This is a genomic window from Cupriavidus sp. 05T41 (assembly GCF_056396525.1).
In genome coordinates, this window is record NZ_JBFTLQ010000043.1 from 1 (window position 1) to 22,712 (window position 22,712).

22 protein-coding genes are annotated in these 22,712 nt (G+C 69.2%); 11 read left to right on the forward strand and 11 right to left on the reverse strand.

Going from position 1 to position 22,712, the window contains the following annotated elements; translation table 11 throughout:
• The coding region (locus AC1DKV_RS23740; RefSeq protein ID WP_477138104.1) for an ABC transporter substrate-binding protein at positions 1-1,153 on the forward strand (1,153 nt) is incomplete at its 5' end.
• Between the two features lie 24 nt (positions 1,154-1,177).
• Here the strand turns inward: AC1DKV_RS23740 and AC1DKV_RS23745 are convergent.
• Positions 1,178-1,942, reverse strand: a complete 765-nt coding sequence (locus tag AC1DKV_RS23745) for a TetR family transcriptional regulator (RefSeq protein ID WP_477138105.1) — start codon at positions 1,940-1,942, stop codon at positions 1,178-1,180.
• A gap of 465 nt (positions 1,943-2,407) precedes the next feature.
• On the opposite strand from AC1DKV_RS23745, the gene AC1DKV_RS23750 reads away from it, so the two are divergent.
• The 4 genes from AC1DKV_RS23750 (at position 2,408) to AC1DKV_RS23765 (ending at position 8,981) form a co-directional block, all read left to right on the forward strand.
• On the forward strand, positions 2,408-3,652 hold the full coding sequence (locus tag AC1DKV_RS23750) for an efflux RND transporter periplasmic adaptor subunit (protein ID WP_477138106.1): 1,245 nt from the start codon (positions 2,408-2,410) through the stop codon (positions 3,650-3,652).
• A gap of 30 nt (positions 3,653-3,682) precedes the next feature.
• Positions 3,683-6,847 (forward strand): efflux RND transporter permease subunit, encoded by a 3,165-nt coding sequence (locus AC1DKV_RS23755; RefSeq protein WP_477138107.1) that lies wholly within the window; start codon positions 3,683-3,685, stop codon positions 6,845-6,847.
• A gap of 1 nt (position 6,848) precedes the next feature.
• Positions 6,849-8,330, forward strand: a complete 1,482-nt coding sequence (locus AC1DKV_RS23760; RefSeq protein ID WP_477138108.1) for an efflux transporter outer membrane subunit — start codon at positions 6,849-6,851, stop codon at positions 8,328-8,330.
• A gap of 186 nt (positions 8,331-8,516) precedes the next feature.
• Entirely contained in the window at positions 8,517-8,981 is a 465-nt protein-coding gene (locus AC1DKV_RS23765; protein ID WP_441612800.1) for a GNAT family N-acetyltransferase, read from the forward strand.
• Positions 8,982-9,031: 50 nt separating this feature from the next.
• Here AC1DKV_RS23765 and AC1DKV_RS23770 read toward each other — a convergent pair whose 3' ends face one another.
• Positions 9,032-9,970 (reverse strand): TetR/AcrR family transcriptional regulator, encoded by a 939-nt coding sequence (locus AC1DKV_RS23770; protein ID WP_477138109.1) that lies wholly within the window; start codon positions 9,968-9,970, stop codon positions 9,032-9,034.
• 336 nt (positions 9,971-10,306) lie between these two features.
• On the opposite strand from AC1DKV_RS23770, the gene AC1DKV_RS23775 reads away from it, so the two are divergent.
• The 3 genes from AC1DKV_RS23775 to AC1DKV_RS23785 all read left to right on the forward strand — a co-directional run bounded on the left by AC1DKV_RS23775 (position 10,307) and on the right by AC1DKV_RS23785 (position 13,461).
• Positions 10,307-11,239, forward strand: coding sequence for a LysR family transcriptional regulator (locus AC1DKV_RS23775; RefSeq protein ID WP_441649888.1), 933 nt, complete (start codon positions 10,307-10,309; stop codon positions 11,237-11,239).
• A gap of 136 nt (positions 11,240-11,375) precedes the next feature.
• Positions 11,376-12,353 (forward strand): Bug family tripartite tricarboxylate transporter substrate binding protein, encoded by a 978-nt coding sequence (locus AC1DKV_RS23780; RefSeq protein WP_477138110.1) that lies wholly within the window; start codon positions 11,376-11,378, stop codon positions 12,351-12,353.
• A gap of 127 nt (positions 12,354-12,480) precedes the next feature.
• Positions 12,481-13,461 (forward strand): M14 family metallopeptidase, encoded by a 981-nt coding sequence (locus AC1DKV_RS23785; protein ID WP_477138111.1) that lies wholly within the window; start codon positions 12,481-12,483, stop codon positions 13,459-13,461.
• An 87-nt stretch (positions 13,462-13,548) separates the two neighbouring features.
• On the opposite strand, the gene AC1DKV_RS23790 is transcribed toward AC1DKV_RS23785, so the two are convergent.
• The 6 genes from AC1DKV_RS23790 to AC1DKV_RS23815 all read right to left on the reverse strand — a co-directional run bounded on the left by AC1DKV_RS23790 (position 13,549) and on the right by AC1DKV_RS23815 (position 17,670).
• Positions 13,549-14,055: an Sbal_3080 family lipoprotein gene (locus AC1DKV_RS23790; RefSeq protein ID WP_441649885.1), complete on the reverse strand. Its 507-nt coding sequence runs from the start codon at positions 14,053-14,055 to the stop codon at positions 13,549-13,551.
• 154 nt (positions 14,056-14,209) lie between these two features.
• Entirely contained in the window at positions 14,210-14,530 is a 321-nt protein-coding gene (locus AC1DKV_RS23795) for a hypothetical protein (RefSeq protein WP_441649884.1), read from the reverse strand.
• 296 nt (positions 14,531-14,826) lie between these two features.
• A complete protein-coding gene (locus tag AC1DKV_RS23800; protein WP_441612793.1) occupies positions 14,827-15,027 on the reverse strand; it encodes a hypothetical protein in 201 nt (66 codons plus the stop codon).
• Between the two features lie 63 nt (positions 15,028-15,090).
• Complete coding sequence (locus AC1DKV_RS23805; RefSeq protein WP_441649883.1) at positions 15,091-15,687, reverse strand: OB-fold protein; 597 nt, start codon at positions 15,685-15,687, stop codon at positions 15,091-15,093.
• Between the two features lie 239 nt (positions 15,688-15,926).
• Positions 15,927-16,340 carry a hypothetical protein gene (locus AC1DKV_RS23810; protein WP_441649882.1) on the reverse strand — a complete coding sequence of 138 codons (414 nt, stop codon included), beginning with the start codon at positions 16,338-16,340 and terminating at the stop codon, positions 15,927-15,929.
• A 115-nt stretch (positions 16,341-16,455) separates the two neighbouring features.
• Entirely contained in the window at positions 16,456-17,670 is a 1,215-nt protein-coding gene (locus tag AC1DKV_RS23815; protein WP_477138112.1) for an acyltransferase family protein, read from the reverse strand.
• A gap of 304 nt (positions 17,671-17,974) precedes the next feature.
• On the opposite strand from AC1DKV_RS23815, the gene AC1DKV_RS23820 reads away from it, so the two are divergent.
• The gene (locus AC1DKV_RS23820) at positions 17,975-18,652 is read left to right on the forward strand and encodes a methyltransferase family protein (RefSeq protein WP_477138113.1); all 678 of its coding nucleotides are present in this window, start codon (positions 17,975-17,977) and stop codon (positions 18,650-18,652) included.
• 54 nt (positions 18,653-18,706) lie between these two features.
• Here AC1DKV_RS23820 and AC1DKV_RS23825 read toward each other — a convergent pair whose 3' ends face one another.
• The 3 genes from AC1DKV_RS23825 to AC1DKV_RS23835 all read right to left on the reverse strand — a co-directional run bounded on the left by AC1DKV_RS23825 (position 18,707) and on the right by AC1DKV_RS23835 (position 21,582).
• Entirely contained in the window at positions 18,707-19,159 is a 453-nt protein-coding gene (locus tag AC1DKV_RS23825) for a PA2169 family four-helix-bundle protein (protein WP_477138114.1), read from the reverse strand.
• Positions 19,160-19,285: 126 nt separating this feature from the next.
• A complete protein-coding gene (gene mnmE, locus AC1DKV_RS23830) occupies positions 19,286-20,737 on the reverse strand; it encodes a tRNA uridine-5-carboxymethylaminomethyl(34) synthesis GTPase MnmE (protein ID WP_477138115.1) in 1,452 nt (483 codons plus the stop codon).
• The gene (locus tag AC1DKV_RS23835) at positions 20,734-21,582 is read right to left on the reverse strand and encodes a CHAD domain-containing protein (protein WP_477138116.1); all 849 of its coding nucleotides are present in this window, start codon (positions 21,580-21,582) and stop codon (positions 20,734-20,736) included. Before AC1DKV_RS23835 ends, mnmE begins: the two co-directional genes overlap by 4 nt.
• A gap of 239 nt (positions 21,583-21,821) precedes the next feature.
• Between AC1DKV_RS23835 and AC1DKV_RS23840 the strand changes: the two genes are divergently transcribed.
• Both AC1DKV_RS23840 and AC1DKV_RS23845 read left to right on the forward strand, forming a co-directional pair.
• The gene (locus AC1DKV_RS23840; protein WP_441612784.1) at positions 21,822-22,259 is read left to right on the forward strand and encodes a PaaI family thioesterase; all 438 of its coding nucleotides are present in this window, start codon (positions 21,822-21,824) and stop codon (positions 22,257-22,259) included.
• A gap of 29 nt (positions 22,260-22,288) precedes the next feature.
• Positions 22,289-22,675, forward strand: coding sequence for a VOC family protein (locus AC1DKV_RS23845; protein WP_477138117.1), 387 nt, complete (start codon positions 22,289-22,291; stop codon positions 22,673-22,675).
• Positions 22,676-22,712: the final 37 nt, after the last annotated feature.

Consider the following 22,712-nt stretch of genomic DNA (forward strand, 5'->3'; position numbering starts at 1 on the left):
GCCGCCGAGCCCGCAACGCCGCCGCGTGCTGGCCGGCGCCGCCGCGCTCGGCGCCGGGCTGGGCACGGGATGGAGCGKGGCACTGCGCGCGCAATCCGTGCCGGCGTTGCCGGCGGGCTATCCGCAGAGCTACGCGGAGATCATCGCGCGCGCGCTGCAGGAAGGCGTGGTCAGTGTGCATGCCTCCACCGACACCGAGGTCGCGCAGCCCCTGGTGAGCGCCTTCGAGGCGCGCTATCCGGGCATCAAGGTGCGCTACCGCGATCTCAACACGCTGGAGCTCAACGACCGCTTCCTGGCCGACAGCGCGCGCCTTGCCGCCGGCCAGCCGCCTGGCGCCGACACCGCCGACGTGCTGTGGAGCACGGCGATGGACCTGCAGATCAAGCTGGTCAACGACGGCCATGCGCTGCGCTACGCCTCGCCCGAGCGCGCCGGGCTGCCGTCATGGGCGGCGTGGCGCGACGAGGCCTGGGGAACCACCTTCGAGCCGGCCGTGATCGTCTACAACCGCCGCCATTTCGCCGGCATGCAGGCGCCGCGCAGCCGCACCGGCCTGGCGCGGCTGCTGCAGGACAACACGCCGCGCTGGCGCCAGCGCGTGGTGACCTATGACGTGGAGAAATCCGGGGTGGGCTACCTGCTGGCGCAGCAGGACGCGCGCATGGGCGACGAGTTCTGGTACCTGGCGCAGGCGCTGGGCCGCTGCGGCGTGCAACTGTCGGCGTCGACGGCCAGCATGATCGAGCGCATCGCCTCTGGCGAGTTCGTCATGGKCTACAACCTGCTGGGCTCGTATGCGCTGTCGCTGATGGAGCGGGGCGCGGAGATCGATGTGATCGCGCCGCGCGACTACACCCTGGTGATGTCGCGCGTGGCCTTTATCGCGCGCCGCGCGGCCCATCCCAATGCGGCGCGGCTGTGGCTGGACTTCCTGCTGTCGCGCGCGGGCCAGACCGTGCTGGGGCAGAGCGCCTCGCAGCTCTATACGATCCGCTCCGATACCGACAGCGTGCACACCGCGGCGGCGCTGGCCGAGCGCCTGGGCTACGCGCTCAAGCCGATCAGCGTGGGTCCCGGCCTGCTKGCGGCGCAGGACACGCTGCGCAAGCGCGCCTTCTTCGCGCGCTGGCGCGACGCCACGCGCGGCTGAGCGGGCGGCTGAACGGACCKAACCTCAGCCGGGCTGCGTGGCGCGCGCGGCCTTCTGTGCCGCCTTCTGCGCGGCCTGCCCGGCTTCCTTGGCCTGGGCCTCCTGGCACATCGAATCGATTTCCTCGTTCAGCGCGGCCACCGGGCGCGCCACGTAGCCCTGGCGCAAGGCGGGCGACAGCCTGAGCGTGTCGATGAAGGCGTCCGCCACGCGCGCGGCGTTGGTCTCGAGATCGAAGTCCTCCGGCGCGAACAGCCAGTGCGACAGCATGCCGCCGATGGAGGCATGGAAGACGTTGACGGCGAGATCGAGGTCGAGGTCCGCCGGCAGCTGGCCGCGCTCCACCGCCAGGCGCAGGTGCTCGCGCATCTTGACCGTGCCTTCGTGGTGCGACTGGCGCTGGCGCTGGAAGATGGCGCCGTTCTCTTCGACCATCTCGCACTTGTGGAAGACGATCTCGAACACGCGCCGCCACTGGGGGTTCTCCACGGTCTGGCGCAGCGCGAAGGCGCAGATGTCGCGGATGCTGCCCAGCGGATCTTCCTGGCTGGCGATGCGCTCGGGCTCGCACAGCGCCTCGAGCGGCAAGTGCACGCGATCCGACATGGCGGCAAACACATCGCTCTTGTTCTTGAAGTGCCAGTAGATGGCGCCGCGCGTCACGCCGGCGGCCTCCGCAATGTCGGCGAGTGACGGGCGGGCCACGCCGCGGGCGTGGAACACGGCCTCGGCCGCGTCGAGAATGCGGTRGCGCGTCTCAAGCGCCTCTTCCTTGGTGCGTCTGACCATGATGTTCTCAGCTGCCGGCCACGCGGGCCGGTCTGGTTGTCTCCCGGGGTGCCGGCGGTGGGGCCGCCGCGCACGAGGGTGCGCTCCACGAGCGCGCCAGGCCATCGCCGGGCCGCCGATATATGGGGCAAGTATCGACGCATTGCAACAGGCACTTACATACATGCGCGGATGTATATATAATACGCGTTCGCCTGACTTTCGGCCAGCCAAACGGTCCGGAGTGGCGCCGCGATCTCCTTCGTCTCCGGCGGCTGTTCGCCGGCTTGTTCGCGGTGCCCGGTCGGCATGTCGTTACCGGCTTTTCGCCATTCGTCGCTTTGGCCCTGCCAGGGCAGCCCGAAGTGGCTAACGTCCTTCTTTTTTGCCTGCCGCCGGCGTTGCCGGCTGGCAGGCCGCGCCGTATCCGGACACGACACCGGGAGCGCATGCGGCCGATTTCAAATTGCCATCATGGGGTTATCGATGAGTAAGTCCCAACGTATCACCTGCGTTGCCGCTGCCGTACTGTCGGCGCTTGCGCTCACCGCCTGCGGCGACAAGAAGCCGCAAGCCGGCGCCATGCCGCCGCCCGAGGTGGGTGTGGTCACCGTGACGCCGACCACGGTGTCGGTCATCAATGAACTGCCGGGCCGCCTCGAAGGCGTGCGCACCGCCGAAGTGCGGGCGCGCGTCGCCGGCATCGTGCTGTCGCGCAACTATCGCGAGGGCGGCGAGGTCAAGGCCGGCCAGCTGCTGTTCAAGATCGACCCGGCGCCTTACCAGGCGCAGGCCGAGTCTGCCAAGGCCAGCCTTGCGCGCGCCGAGGCCAATGCCGTGGCGGCGCGCCAGAAGGCCGAGCGCTACAAGCCGCTGGTGGCCGTGAACGCGGTCAGCAAGCAGGAATACGACGAAGCCGTGGCCGCCGCCGGCCAGGCCAGCGCCGACATCGCCGCGGCCAAGGCCGCGGTCACCACCGCCCAGATCAACCTCGGCTACACCGCCGTGACCGCGCCCATCAGTGGCCGCGTGGGCCGCGCGCTGGTGACCGAGGGTGCGCTGGTCGGCAKCGGCGAAGCCACCAAGCTGACCATGGTCGAGCAGGTCGACCCGATCTGGGTCACCTTCACCCAGCCCGCCAGCGAAGTGATGAAGCTGCAGCGCGCCATCGAGAGCGGCAAGGTCAAGGGCGTCGACGGCGGCGCGCGCGTGCACCTGTTCATCGAGGACGGCCGCGAGTACGGCGAGACCGGCAAGCTGCTGTTCTCCGACATGACGGTMGACCCGACCACCGGCGCCATCACGCTGCGCGCGCAGTTCCCCAACGCCCGTCGCGAGCTGCTGTCGGGCACCTTCGTGCGCGTGAAGATCGAGCAGGGCGTCGACGAGAACGCGCTGACCGTGCCGCAGCGCGCGCTGATCCGCACGGCGCAGGGCGCGTCGGTGCTGGTGGTGGGCGGCGACGGCAAGGTGGCTTCGCTGCCGGTCAAGGCGCCCCAGGCCATCGGCGACAACTGGATCGTCACCGAAGGGCTCAAGGGCGGCGAGAAGGTGATCGTCGAGGGCTTGCAGAAGGTCAAGGTCKGCGCGCCCGCCAGGGCGGTGCCGTTCGCCGCGCCGGTCACCGCCGCCTCCGAGCCCGCCGCGCAGCAGGCCGCCGGCGGCGCCTCGGCACCGGCCGCGGTCGCCACGGAAAAGGCCGACAAGAAGGCCGACGCCAAGCAAGGCTAATCACAGCGCAATACCAAGGGAGCCAGTTTTATGGCCAAGTTTTTCATTGACCGGCCGGTCTTCGCGTGGGTTCTCGCGCTGATCATCGTGCTGGCCGGGGTGTTGTCGATCCAGCAGTTGCCGATCGCCCAGTACCCCAACATCGCACCGCCGACGATCTCGGTCACGGCGACGTACCCGGGCGCCTCGGCCAAGACGCTGGAGGATTCGGTMACCTCGGTGATCGAGCAGGAACTCAACGGCGCGCCTGGCCTGCTGTACTACCAGTCCACCAGCGAAGCCACCGGCCTGGCGTCGATCACCATCGCCTTCGAGCCGGGCTCCAACATCGACCTGAACTCGGTCGAGGTGCAGAACCGCCTCAAGCGYGTGGAAGCGCGCCTGCCGGCGGAAGTGCGCCAGCAGGGCGTGCGCGTGGACAAGGCCGGGAACAACTACATGATGTTCCTGACGGTCTCGTCCAAGTCTGGCCAGGCTGACGCCATCCAGCTCGGCAACTATGTCTCGGCCAGCGTGATCGACTCGATCCGCCGCGTGCCGGGCGTGGGCCAGGCCGACCTGTTCGGCACCGAGTACGCCATGCGCATCTGGGTGGACCCGTCCAAGCTGACGGGTTTCAACCTGACGCCGCAGGATGTCACCGCCGCCATCGCCGAGCAGAACGTGCAGGTCGCCGTGGGCGAACTGGGCGGCACGCCGTCGCCCAAGGGCACCGAGCTCAACGCCACCGTCACCACCGAAAGCCGCCTCACCACGCCGGAGCAGTTTGCCAACATCCTGCTGCGCGTGAACCCGGACGGCTCCTCGGTGCGCATCAAGGACGTCGGCCGCGTCGAGCTCGGCGGCGCCGACTACTCCACGCTGGCACGCACCAACGGCAAGCCGTCGGCGGCCATCGCCATCAAGCTCGCGCCGACCGGCAACGCGCTGGCCACGGCCACCGCCGTGCGCGCGAAGATGGAAGAGCTCTCGAAGTTCTTCCCGGGCGACTACGAGTACAGCGTGCCTTACGACACGTCGGCCTTCGTGAAGATCTCGATCGAGGAAGTGATCAAGACCCTGCTCGAAGCMGTGGTGCTCGTGTTCCTGGTGATGTACCTGTTCCTGCAAAATTTCCGCGCCACGCTGATCMCCACGCTGGTGGTGCCGGTGGCCCTGATGGGCACCTTCGGCATGCTGCTGGCGTTCGGCTTCTCCATCAACGTGCTGACGATGTTCGGCATGGTGCTGGCGATCGGTATCCTGGTGGACGATGCGATCGTGGTGGTGGAAAACGTCGAGCGGATCATGAGCGAGGAAGGTCTCTCGCCCCGCCAGGCCACGCGCAAGGCGATGGGCCAGATCACCGGCGCCATCGTCGGCATCACGCTGGTGCTGACCGCGGTGTTCATCCCGATGGCGTTCTTCGCCGGCTCGGTGGGTAACATCTACCGCCAGTTCTCGCTCTCGCTGATCTCGTCGATGGCGTTCTCGGCGCTGCTCGCGCTGACGCTGACGCCGGCACTGTGCGCCACATTGCTCAAGCCGGTCGAGGCCGGGCACCACCACGAGAAGCGCGGCTTCTTCGGCTGGTTCAACCGCACGTTCGCGCGCGCGGCCACCGGCTACCAGAGCATGGTGGGCCGCATCCTGGGCCGCGCCGGCCGCTACCTGATCATCTACGCCGTCATCCTGGTCGGCGTGGTGGTGCTGTACAAGCGCCTGCCCTCCTCCTTCCTCCCCGAGGAAGACCAGGGCTACATGATCACCGTGGTGCAGCTGCCCAACGGCGCCACCCAGGAGCGTACCCTGGGCGTGCTCAAGCAGATMGAGGACTACTACCTGGAGAAGGAAAAGAAGGTGGTGGACCAGATGATCACGGTGGCCGGCTTCTCGTTCTTCGGCCGTGGCCAGAACGGCGGCATCGCGTTCGTGAAGCTCAAGGACTGGAAGGAGCGCACCGGCGCCAACGAGACCGCGCAGGCACTGGTGGGCCGCGCGTTCGGCGCGCTGTCCTTCATCAAGGACGCCATCATCTTCCCGCTCAACCCGCCGGCTATTTCCGAGCTGGGCAACTCCTCGGGCTTCGACTTCCGCCTGCAGGACCGCTCCGGCCAGGGCCACGCCAAGCTGATGGAAGCGCGCAACATGATGCTGGGCATGGCGGCCAAGAGCCCCGAGCTGGCCGGCGTGCGTCCTGAAGGCCAGGAGGACGCGGCGCAGCTGCAGATCGACATCGACCGCGAGAAGGCGCGCGCGCTCGGCGTCTCGGTGGCCAGCATCAACCAGACGCTGGGCATCGCGTTCGGCTCGTCCTACGTGAACGACTTCATCTACGAAGGCCGCGTGCGCAAGGTGATCGCGCAGGCCGAAGGCGGCGACCGCAAGCTGCCCGACGACCTGACCAAGCTGCGCGTKAGGAACGCGAGCGGCGAGATGGTCGCGTTCGCCGCGTTCGCCACGTCGAAGTGGATCATGGGCTCGCCGCGCCTGGAGCGCTACAACGGGCTGCCGGCGGTGAAGATCGCCGGCCAGGCCGCGCCCGGCCGCAGTACCGGCGAGGCCATGAAGATCATGGAAGCGAACTTCGCCAAGCTGCCGCCGGGCTTCGGCTTCGAGTGGTCTGGCCAGTCCTATGAAGAACGCCTGGCCGGCTCGCAGGAGCCGATGCTGTACACGCTGTCGCTGATCATCGTGTTCCTGTGCCTGGCCGCGCTCTACGAGAGCTGGTCGATCCCGGTGTCGGTGCTGCTGGTGGTGCCGCTGGGCGTGCTCGGCGCGCTGCTCGGCGTGACGCTGCGCGGCATGCCCAACGACGTGTACTTCAAGGTCGGCCTGATCGCCACGATCGGCTTGTCCGCGAAGAACGCCATCCTGATCGTGGAATTCGCCAAGGACCTGCAGGCGMAGGGCCGCAGCGTGATCGACGCGACGCTCGAGGCGGTGCACCTGCGCTTCCGCCCGATCCTGATGACGTCGATGGCCTTTATCCTGGGCGTGCTGCCGCTGGCGATCGCCAGYGGCGCGGGSTCSGGTGGCCAGCGCGCCATCGGYACCGGCGTGATCGGCGGCATGGTCACSGCCACGGTGCTGGCGATCTTCCTGGTSCCGGTGTTCTTCGTGGTGATCCGCAGCCGCTTCAAGGGCCGCAAGCCCGAGGCCGACCACGAGCAAGAGCAAGAGCAGAAGTGGCTCGAACCCAAACAGGAACTTTGACATGACAAAGACACTGACCACGCTGTTGCTGGTGGCGGGCGTCCTCTCGGGCTGCACGCTGGCGCCGACCTATGAGCGTCCCGCCCCGCCGGTGGCCACGCAGTATCCGGGCGCGCCGGAAGGCTACGCCGCGGCCGAGGTGAAGAGCGGCGAGACCCGCCCGGCCAGCGCGATCGGCTGGCGCGAGTTCTTCCACGACCCGCGCCTGCAGGTGCTGATCGCCGCCTCGCTCGAGAACAACCGCGACCTGCGCACCGCCGCGCTGCGCATCGAKGAAGCGCGCGCGCAGTACCAGGTGCAGCGCGCGGACCTGCTGCCCACGGTCAACGCCACCGGCGGCTACACGCGCCAGCGCCTCTCGGGCGCGCAGTTCGGCGGCCAGGCCGCCACCGCGGTCTCGGAGTTCTACCAGGTTGGCGCCGGCATCACGTCGTACGAGCTGGATTTCTTCGGCCGCGTGCGCAGCCTGTCGAACGCCGCGCTGTCGCAGTACTTCTCCACCGAGGAAGCGCGCCGCTCGGCGCAGATCTCGCTGGTCTCGGAAGTGGCCAAGGCCTACCTGTCCGAGCGTTCCTTCGCCGAGCAGTACGAGCTGGCGCAGAACACGCTGAAGACGCGCGAGTACACGCTGAGCCTGTCGCGCCAGCGCTTCAACGCCGGCGCCACGTCGGCGCTGGACCTGCGCGACAACGAGTCGCTGGTGGCGCAGGCGCGCGTCTCCGCCGCGCAGCTCGCGCGCCAGCGCGCGCAGGCCCAGAACGCGCTCGAAGTGCTGGTGGGCAAGCCGCTGGGCAGCATCGAGAACCTGCCGCAGGCCATGCACCTGTCGGACGAGCGCATCATCAGCGACATCCCGGCCGGGCTGCCGTCGGACCTGCTCGAGCAGCGCCCCGACATCCGCCAGGCCKAGCAGCAGTTGCTGTCGGCCAATGCCAATATCGGCGCGGCGCGCGCGGCCTTCTTCCCGCGCATCACGCTCACCGCCAACGCCGGCTCGATCAGCCCGTCGTTCTCGGGCCTGTTCGATGCCGGCACCGGCGTGTGGTCGTTCGCGCCGCAGCTGGTGCTGCCGATCTTCGACTACGGCCGCAACCTGTCCAACCTGGATCTGGCCAACGTGCGCAAGAACATCCAGATCGCCAACTACGAGAAGACCATCCAGACGGCCTTCGCGGAAGTGGCGGACGCGCTGGTGGCGCGCGGCACGCTGGAAGATCAGGTGCAGAGCCAGGAGCAGGTGCGCAATGCCGAACTGGCGCGCTTCGAGCTGTCCACCGTGCGTTTTCGCAGCGGCATATCGAGCCAGCTCGACCAGCTCGACGCGCAGCGCGAGCTGTTCAACGCCGACCAGGCGCTGATCCAGGCGCGGCAGCTGCGCCTGAACAACGCCATCGACCTGTACCGCGCGCTCGGCGGCGGACTGATCGAGTCCGGTGCGGTGGCCTCGGCCGACAGCGTCAAGCCGGTGGTGAACACGCAGTAAGACAGCAGTCTTTTTGTCCTGCCTTCCCCGGCATGCCGGGGAAGGCCTGAAGCGAAGCGCTCCGGCGCTTCGCTTTTTTTGTGCCTGCGCGCACMGGCCCGGCGTGCGGAACGACGTTTGCGAATCGTCCTGCCTGCGTTAGGATGGCGATTCCCAGATCTCCAGCCAGCCGCAAGGAAGCCAGCCATGGAAGTGCGCGAACTTGGTCCCGACGATATCGATCTCGTTTGCCGGCACCGGGAGGAGATGTTCCGCGAGGCCGGCCGCAGCGACGACGTGCTGCGCACCATGACCGGGCGCTTCCGCCCGTGGCTGGCGCCGCGCCTGGGCGATGGCAGCTACTTCGGCTTCGTGCTGATGGATCACGGGCAGGCGGTGGCGGGCATCGGCCTGATGGCCATCGACTGGCCGCCCCACCCTGCCCACCCCACCCAGGACAAGCGCGGCTACGTGCTCAATGTGTACGTGGAGAAGTCACACCGCAAGCAGGGCCTGGGACGCAGGCTGATGCAGCTGGCGGAGGACGAATTCGCACGGCGCGATGTCCAGTACGCCATCCTGCACGCCACCGAGATGGGCCGCTCGCTCTACGTTGCGCTGGGCTGGCATGCCACCACCGAGATGGCGAAAGGCGTCAGGCAGGCCGCGTAGTCCAGGCGCACGCCGGCGGTTGGCTGGCACGCGCCTGTGCGGGAGCCGCGCTAGGTCCTGGAGCGGGTACGCATCCAGTCGTCGAGCGGATTGCTCGGGAAGACGATGGGGGGATGCTCGCGCGCCTCGCGCACCGCCATGCTGGCGACGGCGGCGCGCGTGGTGCCCTCGTTGCGTGCYGCGCGGCKCGTCTTGCGCGCGGCCGCCGCTTGCGTCTCGGCGCGTTGCGCCTGTTCTGCCATCAGTGCATTCAGCGTGTCCTGCTCGGCGCGCGCTTCGGCATGCTGGGTCTCGCCGATCMGGAACACGTCCTGCAGCGCGCACAGTTGCTGGCTGGCGGGCACCGGCGTCTTGAGCGCGGCGATCACCATCGCGCTCAGCTGGGCCAGCACGTGCGCGTCGCTCATGTCCCTGCCCTGCGTGAAGGCCGGCAGCAGCTTGCCCAGCTCGTCGCCGGCCAGCACGCCGGCCAGCGCCTTGAGCGCGAAGTTCAGGCGCCAGCCCAGTTCCTGCGGCGGGATTTCCGGCAGCGCGCGGGCGAACGCGTCGGAGAAGCGGCCGAACACCGGCGCGTAGTGGCCGCGCAAGTAGGACTGGATGAACGGCGAGGTGTCGGAATACACGCGCCCCAGCAGCCGCATGAAGGATGGCCCGCCGGTCTCGGGCTCGCGCGCCATCTGCAGCGCGGGCACGAACAGCGCGCCCATGACGTGCTCGCAGCGGATCTGCTTGCCCGGCCAGCGCGCCTCGCAGGCATCCAGCACGGCAAGGCGCCGTGTGTTGAGCGGATCCAGCCGGCGCCCCAGCACCGCCTGCATCATGATTTCCTTGCTGCGGAAGTGGTAGTTGACGGCAGCCAGGTTGACGATCGCGCGCGATGTCACTTGCCGCAGCGACGTGGCTTCATAGCCGACCTCGATGAACAGGCGCTCGGTGGCATCGAGAATGCGGGCCTTGGTGTCTCCTGCGGTCCTTTTTCCTGTCTCCATGGGGGGCGTCTCTCTTATCGTCATGCGTATGACCCCTGCGAAATTCAAGGCTGTGCCCGCCCGGCGCCCTGCCGGCAAACGGATGCTTKAAACGGTTGTACGGAGCCTATCGAGTGCCGCGMGCGTTTCACAAGCGCGAAATTGGAGCGTTGGTTCTAATTMCGCGCCGCGCCGCGCCGCGCCGCGCTGAGGCTGGTCGCGCATGCCGCGGCCGCGCACCGCGCCCATGCCGMTACAATGTCCGCGGCGCCGCTGCCCCGCATGGCCCGCGCGGCGCCGCCCCCTGCAACTCTGCCGCGGTTCGCCGCGCCCCACCGCGCCTCGCGCGCAACGCCCATGCATATCCGCTGGCTCGAGGATTTCGTGTGCCTGGCCCAGGCCGGCAGCCTCGCGCGCGCGGCCGAGCTGCGCAATGTCACGCCGCCCGCGTTCGGGCGCCGCATGCAGGCGCTCGAGGTATGGGCCGGCGCGCCGCTGATCGACCGCAGCGTCTTCCCGGTGCGGCTGACCGACGAAGGACGCCAGTTCCTCGAAGCCGCGCAAAGCGCGCTGCGCACGCTGGACGAGGCGCGCCTGTCGCTGCGGGCGGCGCATCGCGCCGATGCCAGCACGGTGGTGATCGCCACCGGCAAGACGCTGGCGCGTTCGATGGTGCCGGCCTGGCTCGCCGGCCTGCGCCAGGCGCTGCGCAACGACCCGGTGGCGGCGGGTTTCCGCACGCGCCTGTCCACCTTCTCCACGCATGACGCGCTGGCCATGTTCACCGAAGGCGACGCCGATTTCCTGCTCTGCTACAACTCGCCCGCGCAACCCGTGACGCTGGACGACACACGCTACCTGTGCCACCTGGCGGGCGAGGAGCGGCTGGTCTGCGTGAGCGCCGCGGCGGACGGCGGCGGGCCGCAATTCAGGCTGCTCGCGCGCGGCCAGCGCGCGCCGGTGCCGATGATCGCGTACGCCGAGACGCTCACGCTCGGGCGCATGGTCAACGGCGAGATCGCGCGGCGCCGGCTGGCCGGCCGGCTCGAGGTGATCGCCGTGAGTGACTTCGCCGAATCGGTGCACGAGATGGTGCGCCAGCGCATGGGGCTGGCCTGGCTGCCGGCGCGGCTGATTGCCGACGATCTCCACGCCGGGCGCCTGGTGCGTGCCGGGCTAGAGCCCGGCGGCGAGGCCGACCTGGCGATGCAGATCCTGCTCTACCGCACGCGCGCCGCCATGCGGCCGCTGGCGGAGTCGTTCTGGCGCGCTGCCGTGGCTGCCGCCTAGCGCTTGCCCGCGCCTTGCCGAAACGGCAAGCCGCATTGCCAAAGCCGCACGTTGCTGCGCCCGCACGCTCTCTAAGATCGCCGCATATCCACAGATGTCCGCGATTGCGCGAATCCACAAAAGGGAAGAGAGAGCCATGAACAAACTGCTGCGTGCGGCCGCCACCGCATCCTTCTGCCTGCTCGCCGKGGCTGCCGGCGCCACCGGCACCGCAAGCTGGCCCGCCAAGCCGATTTCGCTGGTGGTGGGCTACACCGCCGGCGGCAGCGTCGACCTGGTGGCGCGCACCATCGCGCCGGAACTGGGCAAGCGCCTGGGCCAGAGCGTGGTGATCGAAAACCTGGGCGGCGCCGGCGGCACCATCGGCGCGTCCAAGGTGGTCAAGGCCGACGCCGACGGCTACACGCTGCTGCTGGGCTCGGGCAGCGAGGTCTCGATCGCGCGCCTGACCAACCCCGCCGTGCGCTACGACGGCGAGCGCGACCTGGCGCCCATCACCTTCGTCGGCACGCAGCCGATGGTGCTGGTGGGCAAGTCCGCGCTGCCGGCGAAGAACGCCGACGAACTGATGGCGCTGGCCCGCGCGCAGCCGGGCAAGCTGGCCTACGCCTCGTCCGGCGTGGGCACGCCGCTGAACCTGGCGGGCGAGCTGATCAAGCAGCAAGGCAAGGTCAACATCACGCACGTKCCCTACAAGGGCGCATCGGCCATGTCCACCGACCTGCTCGGCGGGCAGATCGATCTCGCCGTGATGGTGCTGTCGTCCGCCCTGCCGCATATCCAGGCCGGGCGCGTCAAGGCGTACGGCGTGACCGAGTCGCGCCGCGCCCAGGTGGCGCCCAATGTGCCCGCGCTGGCCGAAAGCAGCGCGCTCAAGGGCGTGGACATGGGCGTGTGGTTCGGCCTGATGGCGCCGGCGGGCACGCCGCGCGCGGTGAGCGAGCGCCTGAACACCGAGATGCAGGCCGTGCTGGCCATGCCCGACGTGAAGAAGAAGCTGGCCGAGGCCGGCGTGGAAGTGGCGCCCGGCGGCCCGGCGCAGTTCGGCGCCTTCATCAAGCGCGAGACCGTGAAGTACAAGACCATCGTGCAGACCGCGGGCATTCACGAATAACGTCACGACCAACGGCGCGCGAACGAAGCGCAGCAGGCGTACCATTTGCCTGCTGCCGGCGGTGGCCGCACGGGCCGCCGCGCTTCCCGATCCCCCCGCTATCACAGGCAAGCTGCCAACCACACACATGACCACCCCAGCCCCCACCTTCGACGCCTATCCGGTCGAAGTCGAGTTTCCCGATATCCRCCCCTACGCCGCCGGCAACGCAGGCGTGCCCTATGTGCACACCTTCGACAGCGGCGTGCCCGGCCCGCACGTGATGGTCAACGCGCTCACGCACGGCAACGAGGTGTGCGGCGCCATCACCGTCAAGGCGCTGCTGGATGCGGGCCTGCGCCCGCGCCGCGGCCGCCTGACGCTGGCCTTCGCCAATGTCGACGCGTACCACACCTTCGATGCGGCCAGGCCCGATGCCTCGCGCTACGTGGACCAGGACTTCAACCGCGTGTGGACCRCCGCCGTGCTMGACGACACCGGCCGCGACTCGTCCGAGCTGCGCCGCGCGCGCGCCATGCGCCCGGTGATCGACACCGTGGACCTGCTGCTGGACCTGCACTCGATGCACGAGAAGAGCCTGCCGCTGATCGTCTCCGGCCCGCTCGACAAGGGCATCGGACTGGCGCGCGCGGTCGGCGCGCCGGCCAATGTGATCGTCGACGAAGGCCACCCCGAAGGCCGCCGCATGCGCGACTACGAAGGCTTCGGCGACGCCGCCAGCGCGAAGAACGCCCTGCTGATCGAATGCGGCCAGCACTGGGAAGCCGCCGCCGTGGGCGTGGCGAAGGACAGCACCGCCCGCTTCCTGCTCGACGCCGGCATCATCGACGCCGCCGATGTGCCCGCCGGCTGGCTGCAGCCGCTGCAGCCGCTGCAGCCGCAGCGGGTGGTACGCGTGACCGAGCCGGTGGTGGCCTCCAGCATGGACTTCCGGTTYGCCGGCCCCTATACCGGGCTGGAAACCTTCCCCGACGCCGGCAGCGTGATCGGCTGGCGCGACGGCGAACCGGTGGTGACGCCGTACGCCGACTGCGTGCTGGTGATGCCCTCGCTGCGCCAGCTTCGCCCCGGCGTGACCGTGGTGCGGCTGGGCCAGCTGGTCGGCTGAGCATGGCCGGGAAGGCAGCGCTCGCCGCGCACAGAGTGTGGGGGCTGCCGCAGGAGCTGCAGGAGCCGCGTCAGGCGGTGGAGGTGTTCAGGCTGGCTTGGCGGGGGTTGCCGGCGTGCCGGCGGTGGCCGGCTTCGGCCGCATGCCCGGCAGCAACTGGTCGACCAGTTCCTCGATCTTCATCTCGGGTGGCACGAAGTTGCTCAGGTTGATGCCGCCGGCGCTGCGCAAGGCATCGTATTTCGCCTGGCCGGCGCGCTCGCCGTTGATATAGACGACGATATCCACCGTACTGATGAAATCGCGCCAGTAAGACTGCCGCTGCGCGTTGTAGGTGGCGGTATAGGGACACGCTGCCACCGACGAGCCGGGCCCGAGCACCTTGAACTCGAAGCCGCGCGCCTGCACCGAATCGCGCATGGCGTCCAGGTAGGCGTTGCCGCTGGCCTGGTTGCTGATCACGCAGAACAGCGTGCCGTCGGCGGGCTGCACGGAGGCGATACGGTCGCCGCGGTCGACCGGCACGACCGCCTGGTAGGTGGCGCAGCCGGTGGCCAGCAGGCCTAGGCTGGCGGCTAGCAATGCTTTTTTCATGATGTTCCTGGGCGCATGGCGTGGGCACGCGTGCAGTCGGTGCGCGCGCCCGCCAACTTTAGGCGATCGGTGCGCGGTCAATCGAAGGAACAGAGCAGGAAAACGGGTCCGCCGGCGCGCGGCGTGCGCGCGGGGACCGGCTCGGAACACCGGCTCAGAGCACGAAGGCCTGGCGGCAGCGCAGTGCCATCACCTGCGCTTCGAAGGCGCGCGCGGCACGCCGGGCAAACTGCTCGCGGCGGTGCTGTCGGGAGCCGGGATCGGCGCTGGCGGCAGCGGAGCAACCGGCGGCACGGCCGGCGTGGCCCTCGCGAGGCTGTCCGGCCGGGCCGGTGTGTGCATCGTTGTGCCGCTCGGCCGGTCCCGGCGAACCACCTTCTGCAACCTGCCATTCGCGGCGCGTGATGGCCAGGATGCTGGCGAGTGCCTGGGCTTGCGGCGTGGTGATACTGCCCGGGAGAAGGTATTCCATCATGATGTTMGGCCCGGCCTGCGTTACTGCCGGACTTCKGCGGAGCGCGGTGGCGGTTGTCGCCTCGTTGTCATTTGTTTGTATCGTGATGGAAAGATAGACGGCGCCGCCGCTCTCTATCATCGACGCCGCGCCGATCCTCCTGTKGGATGTGTCCTACAAGTATTGAGGGCGGCGCTTTCGGCCGGGCGCKAACGGAAAAAGTACCGCATGCGCCGCGTTGGCGCGCCATGAAGTGCGCCGGCTGCCGCCTGGCCGGGCACTGAGCCAGGCGCCTGGCTGGTCACTTGGCTGGCCGCTTAGCTGGCCGCCAGCGGGGTCGACAGGCTGCCGACCGCCACCAGGCAGATCGCGGCGAGGAAGACCCCCACCAGCAGGATCTGCAGGCGCCCCACCGGGCGCCCTTTCAGGAAGGCATTGCTGATGAACGGTGGCGAGACCACGCCGACCGCGGTCACGATCAGGATGGTCAGGGCGAGGACGGAAAGCAGGGTTTGCATGCTGGGAGACGAGAATTGGCGCCGGAACCGGGCGGCGCGATCGGGGACAAACGCGGTGGGCGACTAGTTCGCGCCGCCGCGCACCAGGCAGTCATCCAGAATCGGCGAGCCCTCTACCTGGCCCGCGCCGGTGCATTCCACCGCCACCTTCTGGCCGCGCCGGACCATGGTGGCGCGCGCTTCCACTCCGCACACGCGCCCGGCCGGCCCGCAGATCTGCTGCGGCAGCAGCTTGGCGCGCACCACCAGGGTCGGGCTGTTGGAGCGGATATCGAGGAATACGGTATCGCCGCTCTCGCGCCGCACGCCGCTGGCCACGCCTTCCACGATGAAATACTGGCCGCGGTAGCGGCCGTCCGCCGCGCCGGCGTTCTCCTGGTAGTCATCCACCATCTTGTCGGCCTGGTACTGCGGCAGGATATCGGTGGAGCGTTGCGGGTCGATGCTGATCGGGTCCAGCGTGCCGTTGCGCGGCACGCCGCGCGCGATGCTGGCCGCCTCGGCGGCGGCGGCCGAGGCATCGGCTGCCGCCACTGCCGGCGCGGCTTGCTCCGCGGCGGGCTCCAGCATCTGCTGCTCGTGGTTGCCGGTCAGCCAGAGCATGCCGAGCACGGCCAAGGCGACKACGGCGATAAGGATCTTCTGGGTACGGTTCAACATCCGGGGGTTCCTGCGATAAAGGTGGGGGTGGCGCGAAGTCGTGCGGTGGGCGGGGAGGCGTCGGCGGCACTGCAAGGCGGGTTTCCCACAGCCTTGCCCACAACCTTACCCACAGCTTTGCCCACAGAGTTGTTCAATCTTCTCCACAGACTTGTCCACAGGCGCGGCGCTTGCCGGGACGGTGCCGGCGGTGCGCCACCGCGCGCGTCCGGGGTGACGGGGGCCGTGCCGCGCCGGGCTCAGTGCAGCCGCCGCAGCCCGGATTCGCCGTCGTCTTCCTCTTCGGCTTCCCAGTCCTCGTGCTCGATGCCGAAGTCGGTCGCCATGTCGAACACGGTGGAGTGGTGCTGCACCGTGAACCACTCGCGGAACTGCTCGAGCGTCAGGTTCTGGGGCCAGACGGATTCCTCGAACCACTCCCCCAGCATGAACTCGAAGAAGGCGCGCCAGCGCTCCTCCACCCACTGCACGGCTTGCGGGGCGCTGGAGATTTCGTCCGGCGCCAGGAAGGCACTCTGGTCCTCGCGCACATTCTCGAGCGTGAGGGAGGGTACGGGGTCGGTGTCCACGGCCATGATCCAGTCGAAGAACGGCTGCTGGGGCACCAGGATGACGAGCGAGCGATTGAGGGTGTAACGCGGATGATCGGACATGGCAGTGGCTCGTTCGCTAAAACGGCCTATTGTAGCCCTTGCCGCGCTTCGCAATCGGCTTCATCTCGGCTTCATCTCGGCGCCGGGGCCGATATGGCGGGGGCGTCCGCGTGGCCTAGAGCGTGGGACGGCCCGCGGCAGGCTCGGCGCCGCCGTATGCATCGCGCGCCACTACCTCCGCCGGCGGGGGCGGCGCGGGCGCGGGCATGCGCACCGGGAACAGCACATCCTTGCGCCTGAGGAAGTGCTTTTCGAGCAAGTKCCAGCTCAGCAGCGCCGCCGCGACCGAGGCGGCCACGCACACCGCGGAGAACGCCAGCTGCCACGGGATCTGGCTGCCGAACAGCAGGCGCGGCTCGCCGAAGGCTTTGGCCGCCACCACGCGCACGATGGGGTGGAACACATAGAGCGCGTAGCTGTACTTGCCCAGGAACACCAGCCAGCGCTGGCTGAACACCGGATGCCCGCGCGCGCCGCAGGCCGTGTAGACCAGGCCCGCCGCCACCAGCGCCACCACGGAAAGGCCCACGGTGTAGATCCACGGGCTTGACTCCACGCGCGCACCCGTTGCCGCCAGCGCGCATACCAGCGCCACCAGCGCGAGCGGCGCCGCCTTCACCAGCCAGGGCTTGAACACCAGCCCGCGCCGCACCGCCATGGCCAGCAAGGCGCCGGCCACCAGGCCATCGAGCCGGGCCGGCGTGAATACCCAGATGGTGTCCGCGCTGACGCCCTGCGCCGCCATGCTGATGCGCAACGCGAGCGCGACCGCCAGCAGCACGAGGCAGAGCCGGCGCATGGCGGCCAGTGGCAGCAACAGCACCACCAGCGGCCACGCCGCGTAGAACTGCTCCTCGATGGCAAGCGACCACAGATGCCCCGCCCCCGCGCCGAAGAAGGTGCCCGCCAGCGCCTGCTTGAGATTGGACAGGTACAGCACGAACCACGGCCAGCTCGCCCGCACCGCTTCGAGCTTGGCCTGCTCGGCGTCGCCCATGCGGTGCGAGATCAGCGGGAACAGCACCAGGAACAGCAGTGCCAGGTAGGCGTAGTACAGCGGAAAGATGCGCAGTACCCGGCGCCCGTAGAAAKAGCGCAGGTAGCCGGGCGAGCCCTTGCTGCGCAGCAGGATGCCGGTGATCAGGAAACCMGACAGCGCGAAGAAGATGTCCACGCCGATCCAGCCCGTCATCGACAAGCGGTAGAAGATCCGGTCCACCGCGAGGTCGGACACCACACCGACATGCGCGAAGTGATACAGCATGACAAGCAGCACCGCCAGGCCGCGCACGCCGTCGAGGGTGCAAACGTGGTTACCGTCTTTGTTCATCGCCGCTCCGTGCCCGCCTGCGTCCTGAATCTAGCGCGCCGCTCCGATGCGCTTCTGTGCGCCGGCATACCAAGGGTGCCGGCCGCGTCCATGTGACTGCGCGGATATGTGCGACGACGTGCGACGAAGTGCGATGATGTGCGAGGACTTACGGCCAGGCGTGCCGCAATGGTGTTCGCGTGTTCCTCCAGCCCGCCTGAACGGCGGCGATTGCCCGCGGCGGCCGGCAACATCACCGCGCGTTCGGTGCTAACGTGGCGGATACGGGCGGCGCGATCTGCCGCGCGGCCCGGGAGCATCCACCATGGGATTCAAGGTCGGATTTGCATTCGTGGCCGAGGCGCTGGTGTTMGCCGCGCTGCTGTTCGGCGCGGCGGGCACGCTGGCGTGGCCTGCCGCGTGGGCGTACCTGGCGCTGTTCTTCGGCGGGGGCATCTGGGTGACATGGCGGCTGGCCCGCCATGACCCGGCGCTGCTGGCCGAGCGCATGAAGCCGCCGCTGCAGCGCGGGCAGCCGCTGTGGGACCGCATCTTCATGCTGGTGCTGATCGTGGCGTGGTGCGGCTGGCTGGTGCTGATGGGGCTGGACGCGGCGCGCTTTCGCTGGTCGGCCATGCCGTTGTGGCTGCATGGCCTGGGCGCCGTGCTGCTGGCGCTCTCGCTGGTCGCCATCGACCGCGTGTTCCGCGAGAACACCTTCCTCGCGCCGGTAGTGCGGATCCAGCACGAGCGCGGGCATCGCGTGGTCTMGAGCGGTCCCTATGCCGTGGTGCGCCATCCGCTCTACGCGGCCGTGCTGGTTTTCCTGCCGGCCAATGCCCTGCTGCTGGGTTCGTGGTGGGGCGTGGCGGGCGCGCTGCTGCTCGCCGGCGGCATCGTCTTTCGCACGGCAATGGAAGACCGCGAGCTGCTGCGCGGCCTGGACGGCTACGCGGCTTACGCGGCCCGGGTCCGGTACCGGCTGGTGCCGTTCGTGTGGTGAACCATGGCGGCMATCGTCACCGATGCCCGCCATGCAATCGTGTCCAGCCGCCGGTCAGTGCACCTGCATGCCGCGCATCGCGTGGATGCGGTCGTGGTGCCACTGCATGCCTTCGTACTGGCGCTGTACCACCGCGCGCACGTCGGCCGGCATGTCCTGGGTCAGGGCCGACTGATATTCACGCCTGGCGGCTTCCTCGTYGCGTTCGCACAGTTGCAGCACGGCATCGTCGTTGTGCGGCGCGATCACGTGCATCACTTCCATCCAGCCGCGGTGCAGCGTGCCACCCATGCTGCCGCGGTCGCGCGGCTCCGCACCCATCGAAGTCACCAGCGCCTGCAGTTCCATCACCGAGGCGCGGCAGGTTTCCGCGGTGCCGGTCAGGATGGCGCGTATCTCGGGGTTATGCACTTCGCGGGCGCCGGTCATGCAGCTCATTTCGCCGTCCTTGCCGACCTCGATCAGGTGGTTCAGCGTGCCGACGAGTTGTCCTTGCGCATTCATCATGACGTTCTCCTTGCCTGGGTCCGGGCCGATGTGAATCCGCGCGTACACCAGCACCGGCGCGTAACGCTGCGCGCGGAGGCTGTTCCAGTATAGGAGGATGCGGGGGCCGCGCCGCCCGCGCGCGGCCTACTTGCCGATGCAGAACCGCGTGAAGATCGTGCCCAGCAGATCGTCGCTGGTGAACTCGCCGGTGATGCTGTTGAGGTGGTCCTGCGCCAGGCGCAGTTCCTCGGCGAACAGGTCGAGCGCCTGCGCCTGCTGGTCGGCGCGTTCGGCGGCCAGGTMGAGGTGGGACTGCGCGTTGCGCAGCGCGGTGAGATGCCGTTCGCGCGCAAGGAAGGTGCCTTCGTTGCCGGACTGCCAGCCCACCAGGCGCAGCAGCTGGCGGCGCAGCAGCTCGATGCCGGCGCCGGTGCGCGCGGAGATCCACACTTCGGCCGGGTTGGGGCCGTTGGCGGCCACCACGTGCGGGCGGTTGGCGCCGAAATGCTGCTCGCCCACCGCGGGGGCGAGGTCGATCTTGTTGACCACGCGCAGGATCGGCGAGCCGGGCGGCAGGTGGCCGGAGAGGCGGTCGTCGATGGCGTCGTCGATCTCGGACAGGCCGTGCTCGACATAGTCGGCGGCGTCCACCAGGTGCAGCACGAGGTCGGCGCGGCGCACGGCTTCCCAGGTGCGCTCGATGCCGATGCGCTCGACTTCGTCGCTGGCGTCTTCGCGCAGCCMGGCGGTGTCGACGATATGCAGCGGAATGCCCTCGATCTGGATGGTCTCGCGCACGCGGTCGCGCGTGGTGCCGGGGATCGGCGTGACGATGGCCAGTTCCGCGCCGGCCAGCGCGTTGAGCAGCGACGACTTGCCCACATTGGGCTGCCCCGCCAGCACCACCGACAGGCCCTCGCGCAGCAGCGAGCCTTGCCGGGCCTGCGCCAGCACGCCGCACAGCGCATCGCGGATGGCGGCGAGCTGGCCGCGCGCGTTGGAGGCTTCGAGGAAATCGATCTCTTCCTCKGGGAAGTCGAGCGTGGCTTCGACCAGCATGCGCAGGTGGATCACCTGCTCCACCAGCGCATGGATGGCCTGCGAGAACACGCCTTCCATGGAGCGCGCCGCCGAGCGCGCGGCCGCTTCGGTGCTGGCTTCGATCAGGTCGGCCACGGCTTCGGCCTGGGCCAGGTCGAGCTTGTCGTTGAGAAATGCGCGGCGCGTGAACTCGCCGGGCTCGGCCAGGCGCAGGCCGATCTCGCGGCCCGCGTGCAGGCAGCGCGCCAGCAGCATCTGCATCACCACCGGGCCGCCGTGGCCCTGCAGTTCCAGCACTTCCTCGCCGGTGTACGAATGCGGCGCGGGGAAGTACAGCGCGAGGCCGTGGTCGATGGCCTTGCCGTGCGCATCGAGAAACGGCAGGTAGGTGGCGTGGCGGGGCTTGAGCGCCTGGCCGCACACGGCATGCGCGATGGCGCTGACATCGGGGCCGGACACGCGCACCACGCCGATGCCGCCGMGCCCGGGCGCKGTAGCGATGGCGGCGATGGGGGTGGCGCCGGCGGCGCTGGAGCGAGGCTGGGAGGCAGTCATGGCGATATTGTCGCAGATCGGTCCGGCGCGGGTGGCGGCGGGGGCGCATCCGGCGCGCCCGGTCCCGGCATGTTCAGGCACTCGGTCATMAGGMGGCGCGCCACGGCGCCGTCGAGCAGCTTGCCGAGCCGGCTCTGCCGCTTGACCAGCTTGTGGCGCAGTCGCGTGGCATAGCGCCCGGACAGCACCGGCGCCAGCGCCTCGATGGCATAGCGCAGCCGCTTGCTGCCGATGCGATAGCGGTGCACGCGCTCGAGATCCTCGCTCCGCGCGGCGCGCGCCAGCACCTTCACCMGCATGCGCKCKCGGCGTACGCGGCGGCGCGCGAACGCGTCCAGGCGCGCCCCCGCCCTGGCGCCCCCGCCGCGCGTGCCGCCTCGCGTCAGGTGGGTGAGATCGCGATGCAGCACGGGCAGCGGCCAGTGCTGGTATTCGGCCAGCTGCGCCACCATGGTCGCGCGCGCATAGTGCCGGCGCATCGAGGCGGTGTCGCACAGCGCGGCCAGCACMGGATCGTCCGGTTGCGCTTGTAGCGCCGGTTGCAGGGTCTCGCTGATAAACACGTCCCAGTCGCGCACATCGGTGGCGGCCCGTGCCAGCTGGCGCAGGCCCGCCTGCCAGCGGGCGCGGATGGCCTTGGGCAAGGCCGGCCCGAACACCCAGCAGACCGCGCGCAGGTGCCGCGTCGCCACGCGCAGCGCATGCACGTCATCGGGATGGTCGCGCCGGGTCAGCGCGGCGAGCTGGTCGGCAATGGCCACCAGCCCTGCATCGGCCAGCGAGACAAAGGCATCCACGGCGCGCATGCCGGGATKGATAGAGCCGGGAGCGTTGGCGGCGCGCATGATGTGTCCGCTTTGCATCTCTGTGGGTGAGATCCCGCGAGCGGGGACGGTATGACCCAGTGTAGGCGATTGTGCCGGTTGCGCCGCACAAACTGCGCCCGGTGACCGCCGGCGCACTCCATTGACAGGGCGGCCGCTTCGCGCTGCAATGAGCACGCATGGCGACGAGCGTAGATATCTTCGCTGGCGCCACCTCTTCCACAAGCCGTACCCGAGCGCTCCCGCGCGAGGAGACAAGCATGTCCACCGAACAAGAACGGCGTTTGCTGCGGGACACCATCGAGGCCGGCTTCCGTGACGCGGCCTTTGTCACGGACGTGGGCATCCGCCTGGTCGATTGCGGGCCCGGCTGGTGCGAGAGCGAGCTGCTGGTCACGCCGCGCCACCTGCAGCACGGCGGCATTGTGCATGCCGGCGTGCAGGCCACCATTGCCGACCATACCGCCGGCGCGGCCGCCACCACCATGCTCGATACCGGGCGCCACGTGGTCACCGCCGAGTTCAAGATCAACCTGCTCAGGGCCGCCCGCAGCGAACGCCTCACCTGCCGCGCCGACGTGCTCAAGTCCGGCCGCACCATCATCGTGGTGGAAGCCGATGTGTTCGCCAGCGTGCACGGCGAGGCAGTGCTGGTGAGCCGCTTCAACGCGACGATGAGCGTGCTCGACCTGGCCTGAGCGATGTTTTCCCAAGGAGAAGCCAGAAGATGATCGATCACACCGGAGTCGGGGTCAGCGATTTCGCCAGGAGCCGCGCTTACTACACCGCAGCGCTCGCGCCCATCGGCATGGTCAAGGTGATGGAGCTGCCGGCCAGCGTGACCGGCCATGCCGACGTTGCGGGTTTCGGGCCGCCGGAGAAGCCGGAGTTCTGGATCCACGGCGGCACGCCCAACCAGCCGCCGCTGCACCTGGCCTTCCGCGTGCAGACGCGCGCGCAGGTGGACGCCTACTACCAGGCCGCGCTGGCCGCGGGCGGGCGCGACAACGGCGCACCGGGCCTGCGKCCGCACTACCACCCGAACTACTACGGCGCCTTCGTGCTCGATCCGKACGGGCACAACATCGAGGCCGTGTGCCACGAGGCACAGTAGGCGGAGTCGTCGTCAGGTGTAGATGGCCTGACGGATT

What these genes read in the sequence shown, in the direction of transcription:
- AC1DKV_RS23800 (WP_441612793.1), bottom strand. Translation starts at nt 15,027, where the DNA reads ATGCAAACCCTGCTTTCCGTCCTCGCCCTGACCATCCTGATCGTGACC.
- AC1DKV_RS23790 (WP_441649885.1), bottom strand. Translation starts at nt 14,055, where the DNA reads ATGAAAAAAGCATTGCTAGCCGCCAGCCTAGGCCTGCTGGCCACCGGC.
- AC1DKV_RS23775 (WP_441649888.1), top strand. Translation starts at nt 10,307, where the DNA reads ATGCATATCCGCTGGCTCGAGGATTTCGTGTGCCTGGCCCAGGCCGGC.
- AC1DKV_RS23840 (WP_441612784.1), top strand. Translation starts at nt 21,822, where the DNA reads ATGTCCACCGAACAAGAACGGCGTTTGCTGCGGGACACCATCGAGGCC.
- AC1DKV_RS23765 (WP_441612800.1), top strand. Translation starts at nt 8,517, where the DNA reads ATGGAAGTGCGCGAACTTGGTCCCGACGATATCGATCTCGTTTGCCGG.
- AC1DKV_RS23810 (WP_441649882.1), bottom strand. Translation starts at nt 16,340, where the DNA reads ATGTCCGATCATCCGCGTTACACCCTCAATCGCTCGCTCGTCATCCTG.
- AC1DKV_RS23795 (WP_441649884.1), bottom strand. Translation starts at nt 14,530, where the DNA reads ATGATGGAATACCTTCTCCCGGGCAGTATCACCACGCCGCAAGCCCAG.